Here is an 18,980-nt window from a genome sequence, read left to right as displayed (position 1 = left end):
CTGTGAATTTTGTAGGTAGTATTTCTTATTTTTTAAGAGATGAGTTGGCTAAAGTGATAGAAAGAAACGATCTTATTTTAGGTGTTATAAGAAGAAGACCAATAGAAGGTTTGGTAGATTTTCATAAAAGCACAATTTAATATATAAGTTTACAATAACACATAAACTGAAAAAGCGCAATCTGTTATGGATTGCGCTTTTTTTATGCTTATTGTATAGTTTGATGTTATTGTACAGCAATCATAGAAATTTCTACATTTACAAACTTAGGTAAATTAGCTACTTCTACAGTTTCTCTTGCTGGTGCAGTATCTGCATTAAAATAAGAAGCATAAACCTCATTAATTTCTGCAAACTGATGCATATCATTAACAAATATGCAAGATTTTACAACGTTTTCAAACGTCATACCAGCTTCTGTAAGTATAGCTTTTAAGTTTTCCATACTCTGTTTTGTTTCTGCTTTAATATCTCCTTCTACTAAATCTCCTGTTTTAGGGTTAATAGGTATTTGTCCGGATATATATAATGTGTTACCAGTTAGTACTGCTTGGTTGTAAGGACCAATTGGAGCAGGTGCATTTGTTGTTGTGATAATTTTTTTCATCTTAATTAAGTGTTTTTTAATTATTTTAAAAAGATAAATAGTATTTTATCTCTGACTTCTTTGTTCCCATTTAAGGTCTTTAAGTATGCTACTCTTAATTCCTATAAAGAAATACCATCTTTCATACGTACCAAAAGGTGTCCAGTTAAAGTTAAGTCTAAAACTCTTTAAATCTCTCTCAAAACGTAATTGAGTTAAAGAAAAACCTTGATTTTTAAAATCGTAACCAGAAGAAACGCCAACTTTCCATCTAGGTGTTAAATCTATGTTTCCAGAAAACATCAAAGAGTGGTTACTAATTTCATCTTGCCTATTAGGGTTACTGTAACTTACGGCATAAGCAAGTCTAAAATCCCAAGGAATAGCATTTTTGTATAATGGGTTTTCTTTTACTTCATCATCGTCTTCGTCGGGATTTCCTGGTCTACCAGTGTTAAAGTTGTCTGCAGTACCAAATAAATCATCTGTTCTACCGCCACTGGCTGCTACATAAGAGTCATCATCTTCTTCGTCTTCTTTCTCATCCTTATCTTTGTCAAACATTTTACTGCTTATAGAGTATCCAACATTGGCTCTTGCAGTTGTTAGTCTAAATAAGCTACCGCCATTATTAACGTTAAGAGTGTTAATTCTTGTTCCTTTGTTGTCTATTGCATAAGGATCTAGGTTTGCAGAGAAGTTAATAGACATTTTTTTATTTAAAATAGTGGTACCACCATTTACTCTAAACGGACTCAAACGTAGTGAGTCTGCCTGAAAGTTATAGTTAGTGGAAATATTAAAACTACTTAATAACGATATTTTCTTAGGCTCTGTAGCAGTAGAGTCTTTGTCTTTTACTTTTGCTTCTAATGTGTTTTGTAAAGAGAAGCTAAGAGCGCTACTCTGCGTAAGTCCAGGAGCACCGTTTAACGTGCCCTCAAATCTACTATATTGTATGTATTCACCGTCGGCATTCATGTACTCGTCGTACGTTTTTTCAAAAGACGGAGAATAACTATAGCCAACAGAAGGCCTCATAGTATGTCTTATTGCTTGTATGTTATTATCCTCAGCAAAAGTCCAAGTACCATAAATAGTTGTTCCTAAACTAGCACTAAAGCTATATTTGTTGTAACGGTCAAAACCATTTATTTTTTCAGAAACAACCTCCTCTGTAGTAGCATCGTAAGATTTATTGTACGTTTCTAGCGTCCATATGTCTTCATAAGAACCACCAAGACTAACACTTAATTGTTTAAATACTTTAAAGTTGGTGCTAATTGGAATTCTGTGTCTAGCACCCACACGTGCGTCATCAAACATTTCAGACTTAAAGAAAAGAGAATCTACTGTTGTTATTTGGTTTTGGGCATTTACATCATACTGAAAATTTATATTTTGTATAATTCCTTTTTTTAAACCATCTCTTTTTGCAAACGGAAAAATACGCTCCATACTAGCCTGCATTGTTGGCAGCGTAAGATTTATAACGTCTGTATTTGTATTCTGGTTATGTGTAGCTGTTAAACTCATATTTACAGAAGGGTATGCTGGAAATGTTTTTGAGTACGATACAGATGATGATAAGTTATTGTTTTGTGTGTTAGGTACGTTGTATTGGTTTAACGAACTTCTGTAATAATCACTACTACCTAAGTTTACACTAGCAGATAATCTAGAATTAGGGTTGTTTTTAGGGTCTTGTGTATGAGATATTTGTATGTTGTAGTTTCTTGCAATAGAATAATCTTCAAACCCTTTTTGGCTGTTAATCTGGTTTTCATATCTAATATTAACATTACCCTTGTATTTATAACGTTTTGTGTAAACAGACTGCCCCCTAAATCCATAACTACCATTGGTGTAAAAGTCACCTTGTAATGTAAGGTCTACGTGGTCATTAATAGGAAAATAGTAACCACCATTTTGTAAAAAGTAACCACGATTTGGATCACTACCAAAAGTAGGGAAAATTAAACCAGCAGTGTTACCAGTTGTCATAGGGAAATAAGCAAAAGGTAACGCAATAGGTGTAGGTACATCTGCAATAAACATATTACTATAGCCGGCAATCATTTTTTTGCCAGGTACAAATTTACCTTTACGTACAAGAATATAGTAATCTGGATTTATAGTGTCATTAGATGTAGTAATCTTGGCTCTACTCATAAAGTAAACAGAGTCGTTCTCTTTTTTAGTTTTTTCAGCGTACACCTTCATAGCATCACTACCAATACTACCTAAACCAGCTTGCTGTTCTGTTCTAGAGTTCCAAATAAGCGCTTTTTGTGTATCAAAATTAAACCTAATAGAATCTGGTTTTACAACTTGGCTACCTTGTTTAAAATCTGGTAATTGAGAGTATACACCAGTAGAATCTTTAATTCTACCTGCGTAGACTTCGTTTTTAGCAAGGTCCATTATTATAATTCCGGCTTTTAATTCCGTATCTTGGTAATAAAGCTCAGCTTTGTCATACAAGTAAATTTTTTGCTCTTTACGGTCATAACGCATATAACCTTCAGCTTTTCTCTTTACAATGTCTGCCAGTAATGGAGCTTTTGCTTTTGTAGAGTCTTGTATAGTACTATCTTGTTTAACGGTTGCTCCTAAAATATCCACAGGGATCAAAGGTGCTACTATAGTATCTTTTTGTTTCTTTATTGTTAATGGGATAACCTTATCCTCTTGTGCAGATAGGCTTAAAACCCCTAAAAACAGGAGTAAAGAAAAAAGTAAACGATGTTTATTTGATTGCAAGGCTATAAATCCTATTTTTGTATTGATTTGGCTCTACGTTTTGGGCTTCAAACTTACGCATATTTTTTATTTTAGAATACGCATTAGAATAAATTTAACCTAAATGAATAAAACATTTAATAATTATATATTAAAATTTAACAGCTTTTTACCTGTAAGGCTATTGTTGCTTACTTTTTTAGTATCATCTTTTAGTATCAGTTTTAATTCTACCACAGCGCAAGATAAGTTTGTTGTTGTTTTAGATGCTGGTCACGGAGGTCACGATCCAGGTAACTTAGGTAATGGTTATCTAGAAAAAAACATAGCATTAAACATTGTTTTAAAGGCAGGTGAGTTGCTATCGCAAAATCCTAATATAAAAGTAATATATACAAGAAAGGATGATACTTTTGTAGATCTATTTGAGCGTGGTGAAATCGCAAACAAAGCAAACGCAGATTTATTTGTTTCTGTGCATTGTGATTCTCATACATCAGACGCTCACGGAGCAGGTACCTTTGTTTTAGGTTTACACGCAAACAAACAAAATTTTGAAATTGCAAAAAAAGAGAACTCGGTTATTTACCTAGAAGATAATTACCAAGCTAAGTACTCTGAGTATAATATAGACTCTCCAGAGTCTGTTATTGGACTAACTATAATGCAAGAAGAGTTTTTAGACCAGAGTATTGCTTTGGCAAAACTTATGCAAGACAAGTTTTCTAATAAACTAAAGCGCACAGACCGTAAAGTAAAGCAAGCTGGTTTTATAGTGCTACACCAAACTTTTATGCCGAGTGTTTTAGTAGAAACTGGCTTTTTAACAAATAAGGGAGAAGGGGCTTATTTAAATTCTAAATCTGGACAGTTAGAAATGGGAACGGCAATTGCAGAGTCTGTTTTAGGATATATGGATCAGTTAGTGTCTAATGCTTTAGCAGCATCTAGTAGTACGCCAGAACCAGAACCACAGAAAGAAGTAGCTACAGTTGTGGTAAAGAAAAAACCAGAGGTTGTTAAAGAAAAAGAGACTGTAGTTGTAAAGAAGCCTCAGGTAAAAGAGCCTGTTGTTGTAAAAAAAACAGAAGAAGTAGTTAGTAAAACAGAGACAACTGCATTAAATAAAAATATTGAGTTTAGAGTTCAGCTATTTGCAAGCGGAAAATCTATACCTTTAAAACCAGATAATTTTAAAGGTTTAAATACGTTAACAAAAGAGCCAGTTAATAATTTGTATCGTTATATGAGCGGTAGAGCAAAAACGTATTATGATGCTAAAATGATAAAATCTAATGCAGATATAAAAGGATATACTTCTTCATACATTGTAGCTTATAAAGATGGTAAGCGAATTAATGTAGAGGACGCTATTAAATATTTAAAAGAATAATTCTAATTAAATTTAGAGTAAAACATATTTCTATTGAAACTATCTAGAGAATTAAAAACAGGAATAATTGTTATTGGCGGAATATTGCTATTTATATTAGGTTTTAGCTATTTAAAAGCAACACCTTTGTTTGATAACAGTAAAACATTTTATGCAGTTTATGATGATGTTGGAGGTTTACAGCCAGGAACACAAGTGTCTATAAATGGCTTTAGTGTTGGTAAAGTAAATGATATAAGATTTAAGGATAAATCCGGAAAATTGCTAGTTACCTTTACTGTAGATAATGATTTTCAGTTTTCTAAAAACAGTGTAGCAGAATTATATGATACAGGTATTATTGGAGGCAAAGGAATACAAATTATACCAGTTTTTGATGATGCTAAACTGGCCCAATCTGGAGATACCTTAGTAACTAAGACAAAACCAGGTTTAACAGATCTTGTACAGCAAAATTTAGCACCATTACAAACAAAAGTAGAAGGAGCAATATCTAATGCAGATTCACTTTTGATAAATGTAAATGATGTTTTAGATGCAAAAACTAAAAAAGATTTACAAAGTAGTATTGCAGGTTTAAACGATTTAATAAAAAGCTTTAAAGTAACTACAAACTCATTAAATAGCATAATGGCTACTAATAAAGATGAGATTGAGGGGTCTATGGCTAATATTAAAAAAATTACAGATGATTTTGCAAAAATATCTACATCCTTGTCTGAAGCAGAGTTAGATAAGAGCATTGCTGGTTTGCAAAAAACAGTAACCAATTTAGATAATTTGTTAACTAAGATAGATAAAGGTGAAGGTTCATTAGGAAAATTAATGAACAATGAAGAACTTTACAATAACTTGGCAGGTGCATCTAAAGAGCTAGACTTACTATTGCAAGACTTTAGGCTAAACCCAAAAAGGTATGTAAACGTTTCTGTTTTTGGTAAAAAACAAAAAGAATACACCTTACCAGAAAATGACCCTGCAGATACATTAAAAACTAAATAACTAACTATTATATATGGAGTACCTTCCCAACATTATTTTCTTACTAGTCTTAGTTGCTGGTATAGGATTTTTTGCTAAAAACGTAAGAGCATTATCTCGTAACATTAAGTTAGGTAGAGATGTAGATGTAAGTGATAACAAACCACAACGATGGAAAAATATGGCGCGTATTGCGCTAGGCCAAACAAAAATGGTAGTACGCCCTGTAGCTGGTATATTGCATATAGTTGTTTATGTTGGTTTTATTATTATAAATATTGAGGTTTTAGAAATTATTATAGACGGACTTTTTGGTACACACCGTATTTTTGCTTCATTAGGAGTAGTGTATGATGTTTTAATAGGTTCTTTTGAGATTCTTGCCTTTTTAGTTATTGTATCTGTAGTTATATTTTGGATAAGAAGAAATGTTATTAAAATTAAGCGTTTTTTAAATCCAGAAATGAAAGGATGGCCTAAAAAAGATGGTAATATGATTCTATATATAGAGCTTGTATTAATGACTCTTTTTTTAACAATGAATGCAGCAGATTTTCAACTACAAACAATAGATGCTATACATTATGTAAAAGCAGGTTCTTTTCCTATTAGCCAGTTTATAGCACCAATATTTAGTGGTATGTCAGAGGCGGGTTTAATTATAGTAGAACGTTCTGCTTGGTGGTTACACATCACAGGTATTTTACTTTTCTTAAATTACTTATACTATTCTAAGCACTTACACATATTATTAGCATTCCCTAATACATACTACGGTAAAGTAAAACCAAAAGGTCAATTAGATAATTTAGCAGCTGTAACAGCAGAAGTTAAAATGATGATGGACCCAGATGCAGATCCTTTTGCAGCACCAGCAGAAGGAGCAGAAGAAACTGGTGAGCCAGACAAGTTTGGAGCATCAGATGTTACAGATTTAAATTGGGTACAACTACTAAATTCATACACGTGTACAGAATGTGGTAGGTGTACTAGTGAGTGCCCTGCTAACCAAACAGGTAAATTATTATCGCCAAGAAAGATAATGATGGATACCAGAGATAGGTTGCAAGAAGTAGGAAATAATATTGACAAAAATAAAGGCGAGTTTGTAGCAGATGGCAAACAATTATTAGGAGATTATATTACAGAAGAAGAATTATGGGCGTGTACATCTTGTAACGCTTGTACAGAAGCTTGTCCTGTAAGCATAGATCCTTTATCTATAATTATGGATATGCGTCGTTACTTGGTAATGGAGCAATCTGCAGCTCCATCAGATTTAAATAATATGATGGGGAATATAGAAAACAACGGAGCGCCTTGGCCATTTAATCAAATGGATAGGTTAAACTGGAAAAACGAATCTTAAATAGAAATCCAAAATATTTATGAGTAACGAGTTAAAAGTGCCAACAATGGCAGAGTTATTTGCTGAGGGTAAACAACCAGAAGTTTTATTTTGGGTTGGATGTGCAGGAAGTTTTGATGACAGAGCAAAAAAAATTACCAAAGCATTTGTTAAAATATTAAATAAAGCAAACGTAAGTTTTGCTGTTTTAGGAACAGAAGAAAGTTGTACTGGAGATCCTGCAAAAAGAGCAGGAAACGAGTTTTTATTTCAAATGCAAGCTGTTACCAATATAGAGGTGATGAACGCATATGAAGTTAAAAAAGTAGTAACTGCTTGTCCTCATTGTTTTAATACAATAAAAAATGAATACCCAGGATTAGGCGGTAATTACGAGGTTGTACACCATACTCAGTTTTTAAAAGATTTATTGTCTGAAGGTAGAATTACTATGGAAGGCGGACAATACAAAGGAAAACGTATTACTTTTCATGATCCTTGTTATTTAGGTAGAGCAAATGGTGTTTATGAAGCACCAAGAGACTTAATACGTAAGTTAGATGCAGAACTTGTAGAAATGAAAAACTGCAAGAAAAAAGGATTGTGTTGTGGAGCTGGTGGTGCGCAAATGTTTAAGGAACCAGAAAATGGTAACAAAGATGTTAATGTAGAGCGTACAGAACAAGCTTTAGGTACAAAACCAGAGATTATTGCTGCAGGTTGTCCTTTTTGTAATACAATGATGACAGACGGTGTTAAGAGTAAAGAAAAAGAAGGAGAAGTAGAAGTTTTGGATATAGCAGAACTTATTGCTAATGCAGAAGATTTGTAAAATAATCTTTTAGGTAGATTGGAAGTTTTTTAAGTAATTAACGTCTATTTACTTTTAATAAAATTAATTATGCTAGTAGATTTTAAAGATTTACCAGATACATCTCGTATTTGGATATACCAGGCCAATAGGTCTTTAACTCCAGAAGAGTTAGCAGAGATAAAAGAAGGTTTAGATGCTTTTATAGTAGATTGGACAGCTCACGGAAGTAACCTTACCGCTGGTTACGAGATAAAATACAAACGTTTTATCATTTTAGCTTTAGACCAAACTAATGCATCTGCAACAGGTTGTTCTATAGATGCTTCAGTACGTTTTATACAAGGTTTAGAGCAGAAATATAATATAGATTTGTTAGATAAGATGAATGTATCTTACAAGCAAGGAGAGTTTGTAGCATACAAGACATTGGTAGATTTTAAAAAGATGGCCAAAAATAAATCGGTTTCTAAAAATACTATTGTATTTAACAATCTTGTTGCTAATAAGCATGAGTATTTAAATCACTGGGAAGTTCCTGCAGAAGAGAGCTGGCACAGTAGATTTATGGTAGTATAAAAAGTTTCCCCAATCCTTTTTACACTTCTTTGTTTATATACAGAGTTCTTAACCTACAGATTTACTTAAAAATAAACCTGTTTTATATCAGTTTATGCGGTTATTTGTATCAATTTCTTTATTTTTTTTTAGTTTATTAGTTGTTAATGGTCAAGAATTAGACTCGTTAGTTGTAACAGTAGACCCTTTAATCACAAAGGATTCTCTTTTGCAAAAAAAATGGGTAGATGCGCAGTACAATGCAATGACTTTAGATGAAAAAGTAGGGCAGTTGTTTATGGTAAGTGTAGCATCTAATCAAAATAAAACAAGTACAGATAAAATAAAAGAGTTAGTTGCTAAAGAGCATATTGGTGGTGTTATTTTTTCTAAAGGCGGACCTGTGCGTCAAGCAAAATTAACAAACAGCTACCAAAAAGCAGCAAAATTACCACTCTTAGTAGGTATGGATGCAGAATGGGGATTGGCAATGCGTTTAGATTCTACTTATGCTTTTCCGTGGAATATGACTTTAGGAGCTATTAGAAATAATGCTGTTGTAGAAAAAGTTGCTAAGCAAATTGGTAAGCACTCTAAACGTTTGGGGGTTCATATTAACTTTGCTCCAGATATAGATATTAATACCAACCCATTAAATCCTATTATAGGTAACAGATCTTTTGGAGAAGATAAAAGAAATGTTGCAAAAAAAGGAATAGCTTTTGTAAACGGATTTGAAAAAGCAGGAATATTATCTAGTGGTAAACATTTTCCTGGACACGGAGATACTTCAACAGATTCTCATAAAACATTACCTGTGATAAATTTTAGTAGAGAAAGGTTAGACAGTATAGAACTTTATCCTTTTAAAAAACTAATTAATCACGGAAAATTAAGTAGCGTAATGGTAGCGCACTTAAATATTCCTAGTTTGGATGATAAACCTAATTACCCTTCATCTCTATCAGAAAAAATAGTAACAAACTTATTACAGAAAGAATTACAGTTTAAAGGTTTGGTTTTTACTGATGCTTTAAATATGAAGGGTGTTGCAGACCATACAGACCCTGGAGACGCAGATTTATCTGCTTTTTTATCTGGTAATGATATTTTATTAATGCCTTTAGATGTAGCAAAAGGAAAACATAAAATTATTGAGGCATATAATTACGGTGTTATTACAGAAGAACGATTAGCGCGTTCTGTAAAAAAGATTTTAAAAGCAAAATATAAAGTAGGTTTACATCAACATAAATTAGTAGATCTTAAAAACTTGTATGAAGATTTAAATACATTAGAGAATGATTTAGTGTATGAAGAGGCTATAGAAGAAGCTATTACTGTTGTAAAAAATAAGCTAGATTTATTGCCAATTGTAAAGTTAGAGAATAAAAAAATAGCATACTTGAACCTTGGCGATGCCTCTGGAAAGAGTTTTTTACAAGAACTTAAAAATTATACTACTGTAACAGAGGTAAAAGAAGATAACATTCAAATTCTGCTTCAAAAATTAAAACAGTATAACATTGTTATTATAGGTCATCATAAAAGTAATGGTAGCCCTTGGAAATCGTATCAATTTTCAGCCAAAGATGCAGAAATTGTAAAGGCTGTTTCGGCATTAAGAACATCAAACTCTATTTTGGTAAACTTTGCAAAACCGTACACGCTTTTAAATAAAAACTTGTCTAGCTTAGATGCTGTTGTAGTAGGGTATCAGAATAGTATTTTAGCACAGCAAAAAACAGCACAAATGTTATTTGGAGCAATAGGAGCTAAAGGTAAGTTGCCAGTATCTATTAGTGTTGAGTATCCTGTAGGTACGGGTGTTAAATTTGAATCTTTAAAAAGATTAGGGTATGATTATCCTGAAAGAGTAGGTTTAAGTACTTATGGCTTGCAAAAAATAGATACAATGGTGCGTGCTGGTATAGATTCTTTAATGTTTCCGGGAGCACAAGTTTTAGTGGCTCGTAAAGGAAAAATAATTTATAATAAAAGTTTTGGTAAGCCTACGTATGAGTCTTCTGATAAAATAACCAATAATTATATTTATGATCTTGCTTCTGTGACCAAAATCTTAGGAACACTTCCTATGGTTATGAAAATGGAAGAGGAGAATAAAATAGCATTAAACAATACATTTAAAGATTTAATTCCGGAGTATGCAGATACAGAATTAAAAGATGTTACGGTACTAAAGGCATTGTCTCATTACGGTAGATTACCTGCTTGGATAGCTTTTTATGTGAGTACCTTGGATAAAAATAGAAAACCCTCTAGAGAATTTTATAGTAGTGAAAAATCTGATGATTATCCTTACAAAGTTTTTGATCATTTGTATTTAACAAAAGCTTACAAAGATTCTATGTATAATAGAATAGGTAGGCAAGATTTAAAATCTAATAGATACAGGTATAGTGATGTTGGCTATTATGTATTTAAAAAGTATATAGAAGATACTTATAAAGATGATTTAGATAAATTGGTAGATGGTTTCTTGTATCAATCTATAGGAGCAAATCGTACGGCTTATAATCCACTTAATAAATTTTCTAAGGATATGATAGTTCCTTCAGAAAAAGATAATTACTACCGTTATGCAACCGTACAAGGTTATGTGCATGATATGGGAGCAGCTATGCAGGGTGGAGTAGGTGGTCATGCAGGTTTATTTAGCAATGCTAATGATGTTGCTAAAATTATGCAGATGTATTTACAAGGTGGTTACTATGGAGGTAAACGTTACTTTAAAGAACGAACCATTAAAAAATTTAATACCTGTTATTTTTGTGACGAAGATGTGCGTAGAGGAGTAGGTTTTGATAAGCCACAAATAAAAGGATCTGGCTCTACTTGTGGTTGCGTTTCTAGAAAAAGTTTTGGACATAGTGGATTTACAGGAACCTATACTTGGGCAGATCCAGAAGAGGAAATTGTATATGTTTTTCTATCTAACAGAACTTATCCTACTCAAAATAACAACCTTTTAGTTAAATCTGGGTTAAGAACCAGAATTCAGCAAGTCATTTACGACTCTATACTGAATTAAAATATTAATTTTGCGAGAATGAAAATAGCTATAGTTTGTTACCCAACCTTTGGAGGAAGTGGTGTTGTTGCCACAGAGTTAGGAATTGCTCTTGCAAATAGAGGACATGAGATACATTTTGTTACCTATAGGCAACCGGTAAGGTTAGAATTATTAAACGAACGCATACATTTTCATGAAGTAAATGTGCCAGAATATCCTTTGTTTCAGTACCAACCTTATGAGCTTGCTTTGTCTAGTAAATTGGTAGATACAGTTAAGTTTTTTGGTATAGAATTATTACATGTGCATTATGCTATTCCACACGCATATGCAGGGTATATGGCTAAAAAAATGCTAGAGGAAGAAGGTATTTATATACCTATGGTCACTACCTTACACGGTACAGACATTACATTGGTGGGTAAGCATCCGTTTTATAAGCCAGCCGTAACATTTAGCATTAATAAATCTGAGGTTGTTACCTCTGTTTCAGAAAATTTAAAACAGAGTACGTTAGATCTTTTTCATATTAAAAAAGAGATAAATGTAATACCCAACTTTATAGATAAGAGTAATTATAATGCAGACTATACAGATTGTCAACGTTCTTTAATGGCAAATGATGATGAGCGAATTATAACACACATTAGTAACTTTAGAAAAGTTAAAAGAATACCAGATGTAATACAAATATTTAAGCAAATAGTAGATAAAACAGCTGCCAAGTTAATTATGGTTGGTGAAGGACCTGAAAAAGAAAAAGCAGAACAATTAGCCGAAGATCTAGGCATAAAAGATAGAGTTGTTTTCTTAGGAAATAGCAATGAGGTAGATCGTATTTTATGCTTTACAGATTTATTTATATTACCTTCAGAAACAGAAAGTTTTGGTTTAGCAGCTCTAGAAGCAATGATGCATAGAGTGCCTGTTATATCTAGTAACACTGGTGGTATACCAGAAGTTAATGTAGATGGTGTTACTGGTTATATGAGTAATGTTGGCGATGTAGATAGTATGGCACTAAATGCTTTAAAGATTTTAAAGGATGATGATACCTTAAATACGTTTAAGGATAATGCAGAAAAAGAGGCGCATAAATTTGATATTGTAAACATTCTTCCAATGTATGAAAATGTCTATGAAGAAGCCTTTAAAAAGTACTACAAAAATTTGCATCAATAAGTTTTGTTAAAAGCTGTTCTACATCGATGAAAGCTACTGTTTACAAGATTTTATTGTTAAGAGTTTTGTAACAGAATAACTTTGTAATCTTATTTGGGAAAATTAGATTATGAAAAAGATTAAGATTGGTGTATTAGTTATTTTACTTCACTCAATTGGGTCAGTATGGGCTCAAGATTTACAACTTACGGCAAAAGATAGCATTGTTAAGAGTTCTTGGATCTTTGGTCTAGGCTATAACTTTGTTGATGATTCTGGAGATGTTTTTGATGAATTATTAGATGTGGATAAGCAATGGAATGCAGTAGCTTTTCCGTCTAGAATTAGCATTGGAAAATATTTTGAGAGTGGAATAGGCGTAGAAGCTATTGGTAGTTATAATAAGTATAAGGTTGGTAAAACTGTAGATGGTTCTGTAAACTTAGAGGAAACAGATTATTATGCTGTTGATACAAGAGTAAGTTACGATTTAAACAAAATTATAGGAGAAACCGCTTGGTTTGATCCTTATCTAGGCGTTGGTTTAGGGTATACAGATGCCAATAATAAAGGAAGAGGAACCTATAATGGAGTTGTAGGTTTTAGAACCTGGATTACAGAACGCATTGGTTTAGATTTCAACTCTTCAGGTAAATGGGCAATGAATAAAGGAGATGGGGTAACAAACCATTTGCAACATGCAGTAGGTGTTGTGTATCAGTTTAAAGTAGAAAAAGGGTTATCTAAAAAAGGGTTAGAGAAACAAGCTCAGATTGAAGAAGTTTTAAAAGAGCAGCAACGCGTTGCAGATTCTACAGCAATTGCTAAAAAGCAAGAAGAAGAGGCTAGATTGCTTGCAGAGCAACTTAAAAAGGAACAAGAAGCATTACGTTTAGTAGAAGCAGAAAAAGAAAAGGCAGCTGCACAAAAGCAAAGAAGAGAAGATTTACAAGCAAAAATTAATAGTTTTGGTAGTATAAACTTTGCTTTAAACAGTTCTTACTTAGATCGTAAAACTAAAAAAACATTAAACTCTATTGCAGAGTTATTAAAAGAAAACCCTACAGTTACAGTAAAACTGGGTGCTTATACAGATTCTAGAGGTACAGATAAATACAATCTGTGGTTGTCACAAAGGAGAATGCAGCGTTCTTTAGATTATATAATTTCTAAGGGGGTTGTAGCAGAAAAAGTAACAGCTAAAGCTTATGGAGAAGAAGTATTGCTAAATAACTGTGAAGATGATGTTTATTGTACGGAGCAAGAGCATAGTATTAATCGTAGAATAGAAATTATAATAGATAAAATATAACCTAACAAACCATTATTTAAATGCTTTTCAATTCAATAGACTTTGTTGTTTTTTTACCAATAGTGTTTTTACTTTATTGGTTTGTTTTAAATAAAAATTTACGATTACAAAACTTTTTACTTTTAGTTGCAAGTTATGTGTTTTATGGTTGGTGGGATTGGCGTTTTTTATCTCTAATAGCTTTTAGCACATTAGTAGATTATACTTTAGGTGTTTTATTAGGTAAAGAACAAAAAGAAGGTAAACGTAAATTATATTTATGGTTAAGTATTGTAGTTAATCTAGGCTTTTTAGGCTTTTTTAAATATTACAATTTTTTTGTAGAGAGCTTTGTAGATGCATTTACGTTTTTTGGACAAGAAATAGAAATAGGTACTCTAAACATTATTTTACCAGTAGGTATAAGTTTTTACACTTTTCAAACTTTAAGTTATACTATAGATGTATATAAACGAAATTTAGAACCTACTAAAAAGTTTATTGCTTTTGCTGCTTTTGTGAGCTTTTTTCCTCAATTAGTAGCTGGCCCTATAGAGAGAGCTACTAATTTATTGCCTCAGTTTTATGTTAAAAGGAATTTTACTTACGACAATGCCGTAAATGGAATGAGACAGATACTATGGGGTTTATTTAAGAAAATTGTAATTGCTGATAATTGTGCTAAATATGCAAACATTATCTTTAATAACTCAGATGATTATTCTGGTAGTACATTACTATTAGGAGCTTTATTTTTTACATTTCAAATTTATGGAGATTTTAGTGGTTACTCAGATATAGCTATTGGAACATCTAGGTTATTTGGTTTTGAGCTGAAACAGAATTTTGCTTTTCCTTATTTTTCCAGGGATATAGCTGAGTTTTGGAGACGCTGGCACATTTCTTTATCTACTTGGTTTAGAGATTACTTATACATTCCTTTAGGAGGAAGTAAAGGGGGAATAAATATGAAGATAAGAAATACCTTTATTATATTTTTAGTTAGTGGTTTTTGGCATGGAGCAAACTGGACATTTGTAGCTTGGGGTTTTTTAAATGCATTATACTTTTTACCATTAATGCTTTTAAAGCGCAACAGGGTTAATACTAATGTTGTGGCTGAAGGTAAAATGTTTGCTAATGCAAAAGAATTATCACAAATGTTTATTACATTTTTAATTACAGTTTTGGCTTGGGTCTTTTTTAGAGCAGATAATTTAACTCATGCATTTAGTTATTTAGGAGGTATTTTTAATGTTAATTTGTTTTCTTTTCCAGAGATTTTCCCAAAAGAGGTTTTGGTTTTAGTTTTGTTTTTTATGATGATAGAATGGTTTGGAAGAGCAACACAATTTGCATTAGAAAACATTATAAAACAGCATAGAGTTGTTAGGTGGGCATTTTATATAGGTATTATTGTTTTGATGTTTGTTTACACGGGAGAAGAGCAAGAATTTATTTACTTTCAATTTTAAAAGATGAAAAAATTTCTATTTACCATAATCGTTTTTTTAGCAGTAGGTCTAATTGCAGGAGAAATAATAGCTAGAATATTTGTACTAACAACAGAGGTGCCTAATAGAAAAATTGATGAATATGGAATACAGCGTTATATTCCCAATCAAGATGGATATTACAAAGGAGGAGAGCACACATGGCAAGTAAATAAAAATGGATGGGTAGGACCGCTGCCAAAGAGTGAAGATAATTTAATTACAATAATTGGTGATTCATTTATAGAGAACTTTATGAACCCTGATGAATGCCATCAAATGTCTTATTTAAAAGAAAAGGTGCCATCATATAATTTTACTGAAGCAGCAAGATCTGGAGTTACTTTAATTGAGGCTTTTGAAATTTCTAAACAATTTTATGTTAAAAAACCAGAATTGCAAATTATTTATTTAGATGAATCAGATTTAAAACAAAGTTTAACTGACATAGGTAGAGTAGGTGATGTTACACAATTAAATCTAAAAGAAAATAAAATAGTCTATGGAGTAATGAGATCTCCAGGATTAAAAAAAATTATTTATAATTTAAAGTTTCCATTTTATTTATACCGAAGATTCTCTGGTTCCTTAGCTAAAAAGACACCTATAAATACAAATGAAGAAGAAAAACTTAAAGAAGACAGATATATAGATGAATATAAGGCACTTTTAGAATATATTAAATCTAATTATGACACTACTAATACATTGTTGGTTTTAAAACCACATACAGAAAGAAGTGTTGTTGACTTATTAAAAAGTTTAGATTTTAATATTTTATTATTAAATGATGAAGGAGATAAAAACTGGTCTTTTGAGTATGATCATCATTGGACATGTTACGGACATGAAAGAGCAGCATCGCAGGTTGCAAGCTATATTAAAAGTAATATGAAATAAATTAATTTGTAATACTTTTAATTTATTAATAAAAAAAGCCCATACGGGCTTTTTTTATTGTCTGTACGCCGGGAAGAACCCTTCTGATATTTTTAAGTAATCTTTTGTATTAGATTCTTTTAATACTGGGGATAGTTTTTCACAAAGTTCTAAATAAGCTTTATTATTAATTATTTTTCTGCCAGTATAGTAAATAGCATCTTTTTCTTTTGGAAAAAATGTTTTCTTGTATTTATATAATCCATCAAAATCATATCTTCCACCACCTAAAATATAATATTCATAATTATTTTCTCTGCCCCAATTCATAGCTTCAATCTTTAAAAAATCATTAGGTCTCAAACTAAAATAATCTGCTATAGTACCACCTAAAAATGAATACATACTATTTTTATTTAGTAATATTAATTCTGTAGATATAGCTATGTTTTCTTTATAAATAAGAACTAAAGCACAGTTTGTTGGGTTTTTTAAAATAAATTCATTGAAGTATTCTAAAGAAAAATAATAGGAGTCATCTGCATTATTACGATCCATAGTACCAATATAAATAGTGTGGAAGGTATTTATAATATCAAGGGTTATGTTTCCTTTATATATTTTAGCAGTTAGTTGGTTGTTTTCTCCTTTTCTGTAATTGTTTCTTACTTTTGGTATAAAACTGGTCCACTGTTGTTCTTTGTCCTTTAATATCAATCCTTTTACATTAGACAATGTAGGTAATAAATGACCACTGTAATTTATATGGTTCCCATCTAAATTAAACCTTATAAATTCTGCAACAACGTTGTTTTTACGGTACCATTTGTCTGCTAAAACCCAGAAATTTTGTAATAAATCTGTATTTATTTTTTGAGTAAACAAAGGGCCACTATAACCATAAGGAGAAACAACATCAAAATAAGGAGTCATATTGTTATTTATAGTTATACTGCGCTGTATAAAAGGCATTAAAACAATAACTTGATCTTTATCTTTTAATACAAAATACTTTTTTTCTTGGTTGCTTTCAATACCTGTATTTATTAATTCTACTTTGTAAAAAACATCAAAGCCATTAAAGTGGTATAAAAATTCTTGATATCTTTTAACATCTTCAGTATTAGTCAAAGAATAACACTCTAAAGTATAAGTTGTAGTCATTTGTAGTACGTTTTTAGTGTTTTAATTTGTACCATCAAAAGTGGTCATATTTAAATTTTCACTATTATTAACTCCTTCTCTAATTAGTACTTTCTTTAATGTTTTAAATAAAATTAAAACATCAGTCTTAAAAGACACATTTTGAGTGTACCAAACATCTAGTTTAAATTTTTTATTCCAACTTAGGGCGTTTCTACCATTAACCTGCGCCCAACCTGTAATTCCGGGCTTTACATTATGTCTCTGTTGCTGAAAATCACTATATAATGGTAAGTATTGTACTAGTAATGGTCTAGGGCCTACAATGCTCATTTCTCCGCTAATCACATTTAATAATTGTGGTATCTCATCTAAAGAATAATCTCTTATAAAATGTCCAAACTTAGTAACTCTTAAATGAAAAGGTAAAAATTCACCGTTTTTATCTTTCTTATCATTCATAGACTTAAATTTTATCATTTTAAAAACTTTGCCATTTTTACCAGGTCTTTCTTGAAAGAAGAAACATTTACCATTATTTAAAATCAATAGGGTAAATGCTACAATTACAAAAATTGGAAAAAGTAATAAAAAAGCAATTATTGCTATTATTAAATCTTCTATCCTTTTTATATAATTTAAATACATAAAATTAATTATTAGTTTTAGTCCATTTATTTAAAGTCTCTACTATATACTCAGCTTCATTTTTAGTATATCTAAAATCTATGTGTATGTTTAGCATAAAATTATAGTTTACGATGTTAGTTTCATTACCAGGCCATAATTCAGACGGGTATATATTATTAGATATTAAGTATAGTTTTAATGAATTAAAGAGCGTACGCTCTTTAAAAGCTAATTGCAGACCAAATGTAACAAGATTATTGTAGCGTAATACTTTAAAATTATCACTGGGTTTAATAGCAGTGTATATAGTTTCTAAATTTAATGTTTTTGTTTTTGTGTAATTTTTATTCAAAAAAGTTTTAATATACTGTTTGTGTTCCTCTTTAAGTTGTATTACATCGTATTGTTTATGCAAGTAATTTTCAGACTTTGCTATTAAGTTTAAGTAAACGTCTTTGTTATTTGTTATGTTGTTTTTTAAATAGTCAGCTTTTAATAACATAGCTTTTTCTATGGTGTTCCAATTTTCATAAAAATTTTGGTCTTGTTTAAGCAAAAGACCATTTATATTAATTTTTTGTCCATTAGGTTTCCATAAAATACCTCCCAAAGGTATTGGTAAAGTTTTTCTTAATGAAGCAAAACAATAATCGGCTTTACTTTGTAAACAACCAGTACTAAGCCATCCATGAGAATGATCTTCAATTATAACAGGTTTTTTTTTAGTAGTAGGTAATTGATATTCAAAAACACCCCAAAAATTATTTAAAATAACAATATCATTTTCCGTAGCAAAATCTAAAATTCTTAATTGTTCCTCCGTTTTACAGAAAGCATTAATGGAGTAAAAATTTATATTGCTAAAGTTTTGTTGTAGCCAATTGGTAACGTGTTGGCAATAGTACTTTGGTAGCCAAATAGTACTATAAG

15 protein-coding genes are annotated in these 18,980 nt (G+C 31.2%); 10 read left to right on the top strand and 5 right to left on the bottom strand.

What is annotated here, in order from left to right; all coding sequences use genetic code 11:
* Window positions 1-226 precede the first annotated feature (226 nt).
* A complete protein-coding gene (locus ABJD66_RS09800; RefSeq protein ID WP_348130952.1) occupies window positions 227-607 on the bottom strand; it encodes a RidA family protein in 381 nt (126 codons plus the stop codon).
* Window positions 608-652: 45 nt separating this feature from the next.
* Window positions 653-3,349, bottom strand: coding sequence for a putative LPS assembly protein LptD (locus ABJD66_RS09795; RefSeq protein ID WP_348130949.1), 2,697 nt, complete (start codon window positions 3,347-3,349; stop codon window positions 653-655).
* Between the two features lie 103 nt (window positions 3,350-3,452).
* On the opposite strand from ABJD66_RS09795, the gene ABJD66_RS09790 reads away from it, so the two are divergent.
* The 10 genes from ABJD66_RS09790 to ABJD66_RS09745 all read left to right on the top strand — a co-directional run bounded on the left by ABJD66_RS09790 (window position 3,453) and on the right by ABJD66_RS09745 (window position 16,298).
* On the top strand, window positions 3,453-4,721 hold the full coding sequence (locus ABJD66_RS09790; protein WP_348130946.1) for an N-acetylmuramoyl-L-alanine amidase: 1,269 nt from the start codon (window positions 3,453-3,455) through the stop codon (window positions 4,719-4,721).
* A 33-nt stretch (window positions 4,722-4,754) separates the two neighbouring features.
* On the top strand, window positions 4,755-5,723 hold the full coding sequence (locus ABJD66_RS09785; protein WP_303542456.1) for an MlaD family protein: 969 nt from the start codon (window positions 4,755-4,757) through the stop codon (window positions 5,721-5,723).
* Window positions 5,724-5,736: 13 nt separating this feature from the next.
* Complete coding sequence (locus ABJD66_RS09780) at window positions 5,737-7,071, top strand: (Fe-S)-binding protein (RefSeq protein ID WP_348130943.1); 1,335 nt, start codon at window positions 5,737-5,739, stop codon at window positions 7,069-7,071.
* A gap of 19 nt (window positions 7,072-7,090) precedes the next feature.
* On the top strand, window positions 7,091-7,882 hold the full coding sequence (locus ABJD66_RS09775; RefSeq protein WP_013622165.1) for a (Fe-S)-binding protein: 792 nt from the start codon (window positions 7,091-7,093) through the stop codon (window positions 7,880-7,882).
* 69 nt (window positions 7,883-7,951) lie between these two features.
* A complete protein-coding gene (locus tag ABJD66_RS09770) occupies window positions 7,952-8,440 on the top strand; it encodes an ABC transporter ATPase (protein WP_100896259.1) in 489 nt (162 codons plus the stop codon).
* 94 nt (window positions 8,441-8,534) lie between these two features.
* Complete coding sequence (locus ABJD66_RS09765) at window positions 8,535-11,471, top strand: glycoside hydrolase family 3 N-terminal domain-containing protein (protein ID WP_348130939.1); 2,937 nt, start codon at window positions 8,535-8,537, stop codon at window positions 11,469-11,471.
* 18 nt (window positions 11,472-11,489) lie between these two features.
* On the top strand, window positions 11,490-12,635 hold the full coding sequence (gene bshA / locus ABJD66_RS09760) for an N-acetyl-alpha-D-glucosaminyl L-malate synthase BshA (RefSeq protein WP_348130936.1): 1,146 nt from the start codon (window positions 11,490-11,492) through the stop codon (window positions 12,633-12,635).
* 109 nt (window positions 12,636-12,744) lie between these two features.
* Complete coding sequence (locus ABJD66_RS09755; RefSeq protein WP_348130933.1) at window positions 12,745-13,926, top strand: OmpA family protein; 1,182 nt, start codon at window positions 12,745-12,747, stop codon at window positions 13,924-13,926.
* Window positions 13,927-13,946: 20 nt separating this feature from the next.
* Window positions 13,947-15,380, top strand: coding sequence for an MBOAT family O-acyltransferase (locus ABJD66_RS09750; protein WP_348130930.1), 1,434 nt, complete (start codon window positions 13,947-13,949; stop codon window positions 15,378-15,380).
* A gap of 3 nt (window positions 15,381-15,383) precedes the next feature.
* Window positions 15,384-16,298, top strand: coding sequence for a hypothetical protein (locus ABJD66_RS09745; RefSeq protein WP_348130927.1), 915 nt, complete (start codon window positions 15,384-15,386; stop codon window positions 16,296-16,298).
* A 54-nt stretch (window positions 16,299-16,352) separates the two neighbouring features.
* Here ABJD66_RS09745 and ABJD66_RS09740 read toward each other — a convergent pair whose 3' ends face one another.
* From ABJD66_RS09740 to ABJD66_RS09730, 3 genes are all read right to left on the bottom strand, one after another.
* Window positions 16,353-17,441, bottom strand: coding sequence for a sugar acetyltransferase (locus ABJD66_RS09740; protein ID WP_348130924.1), 1,089 nt, complete (start codon window positions 17,439-17,441; stop codon window positions 16,353-16,355).
* Between the two features lie 21 nt (window positions 17,442-17,462).
* Window positions 17,463-18,068 (bottom strand): sugar transferase, encoded by a 606-nt coding sequence (locus ABJD66_RS09735; protein ID WP_348130921.1) that lies wholly within the window; start codon window positions 18,066-18,068, stop codon window positions 17,463-17,465.
* A 4-nt stretch (window positions 18,069-18,072) separates the two neighbouring features.
* On the bottom strand, window positions 18,073-18,980 hold a 908-nt coding region (locus tag ABJD66_RS09730; protein ID WP_348130918.1), incomplete at its 5' end, for a hypothetical protein.

Origin of the sequence: Cellulophaga sp., from assembly GCF_039943695.1 — a bacterium.
Taxonomy (GTDB): Bacteria; Bacteroidota; Bacteroidia; order Flavobacteriales; family Flavobacteriaceae; genus Cellulophaga.
This window is presented reverse-complemented; position numbering and strand designations above follow the sequence as displayed.

Bases quoted from the DNA above. Each gene is read 5' to 3' on its own strand.
- ABJD66_RS09755 (WP_348130933.1), top strand. From the start codon at position 12,745: ATGAAAAAGATTAAGATTGGTGTATTAGTTATTTTACTTCACTCAATT.
- ABJD66_RS09780 (WP_348130943.1), top strand. From the start codon at position 5,737: ATGGAGTACCTTCCCAACATTATTTTCTTACTAGTCTTAGTTGCTGGT.
- ABJD66_RS09750 (WP_348130930.1), top strand. From the start codon at position 13,947: ATGCTTTTCAATTCAATAGACTTTGTTGTTTTTTTACCAATAGTGTTT.
- bshA (WP_348130936.1), top strand. From the start codon at position 11,490: ATGAAAATAGCTATAGTTTGTTACCCAACCTTTGGAGGAAGTGGTGTT.
- ABJD66_RS09775 (WP_013622165.1), top strand. From the start codon at position 7,091: ATGAGTAACGAGTTAAAAGTGCCAACAATGGCAGAGTTATTTGCTGAG.
- ABJD66_RS09790 (WP_348130946.1), top strand. From the start codon at position 3,453: ATGAATAAAACATTTAATAATTATATATTAAAATTTAACAGCTTTTTA.
- ABJD66_RS09745 (WP_348130927.1), top strand. From the start codon at position 15,384: ATGAAAAAATTTCTATTTACCATAATCGTTTTTTTAGCAGTAGGTCTA.
- ABJD66_RS09800 (WP_348130952.1), bottom strand. From the start codon at position 607: ATGAAAAAAATTATCACAACAACAAATGCACCTGCTCCAATTGGTCCT.
- ABJD66_RS09735 (WP_348130921.1), bottom strand. From the start codon at position 18,068: ATGTATTTAAATTATATAAAAAGGATAGAAGATTTAATAATAGCAATA.
- ABJD66_RS09740 (WP_348130924.1), bottom strand. From the start codon at position 17,441: ATGACTACAACTTATACTTTAGAGTGTTATTCTTTGACTAATACTGAA.
- ABJD66_RS09765 (WP_348130939.1), top strand. From the start codon at position 8,535: ATGCGGTTATTTGTATCAATTTCTTTATTTTTTTTTAGTTTATTAGTT.
- ABJD66_RS09770 (WP_100896259.1), top strand. From the start codon at position 7,952: ATGCTAGTAGATTTTAAAGATTTACCAGATACATCTCGTATTTGGATA.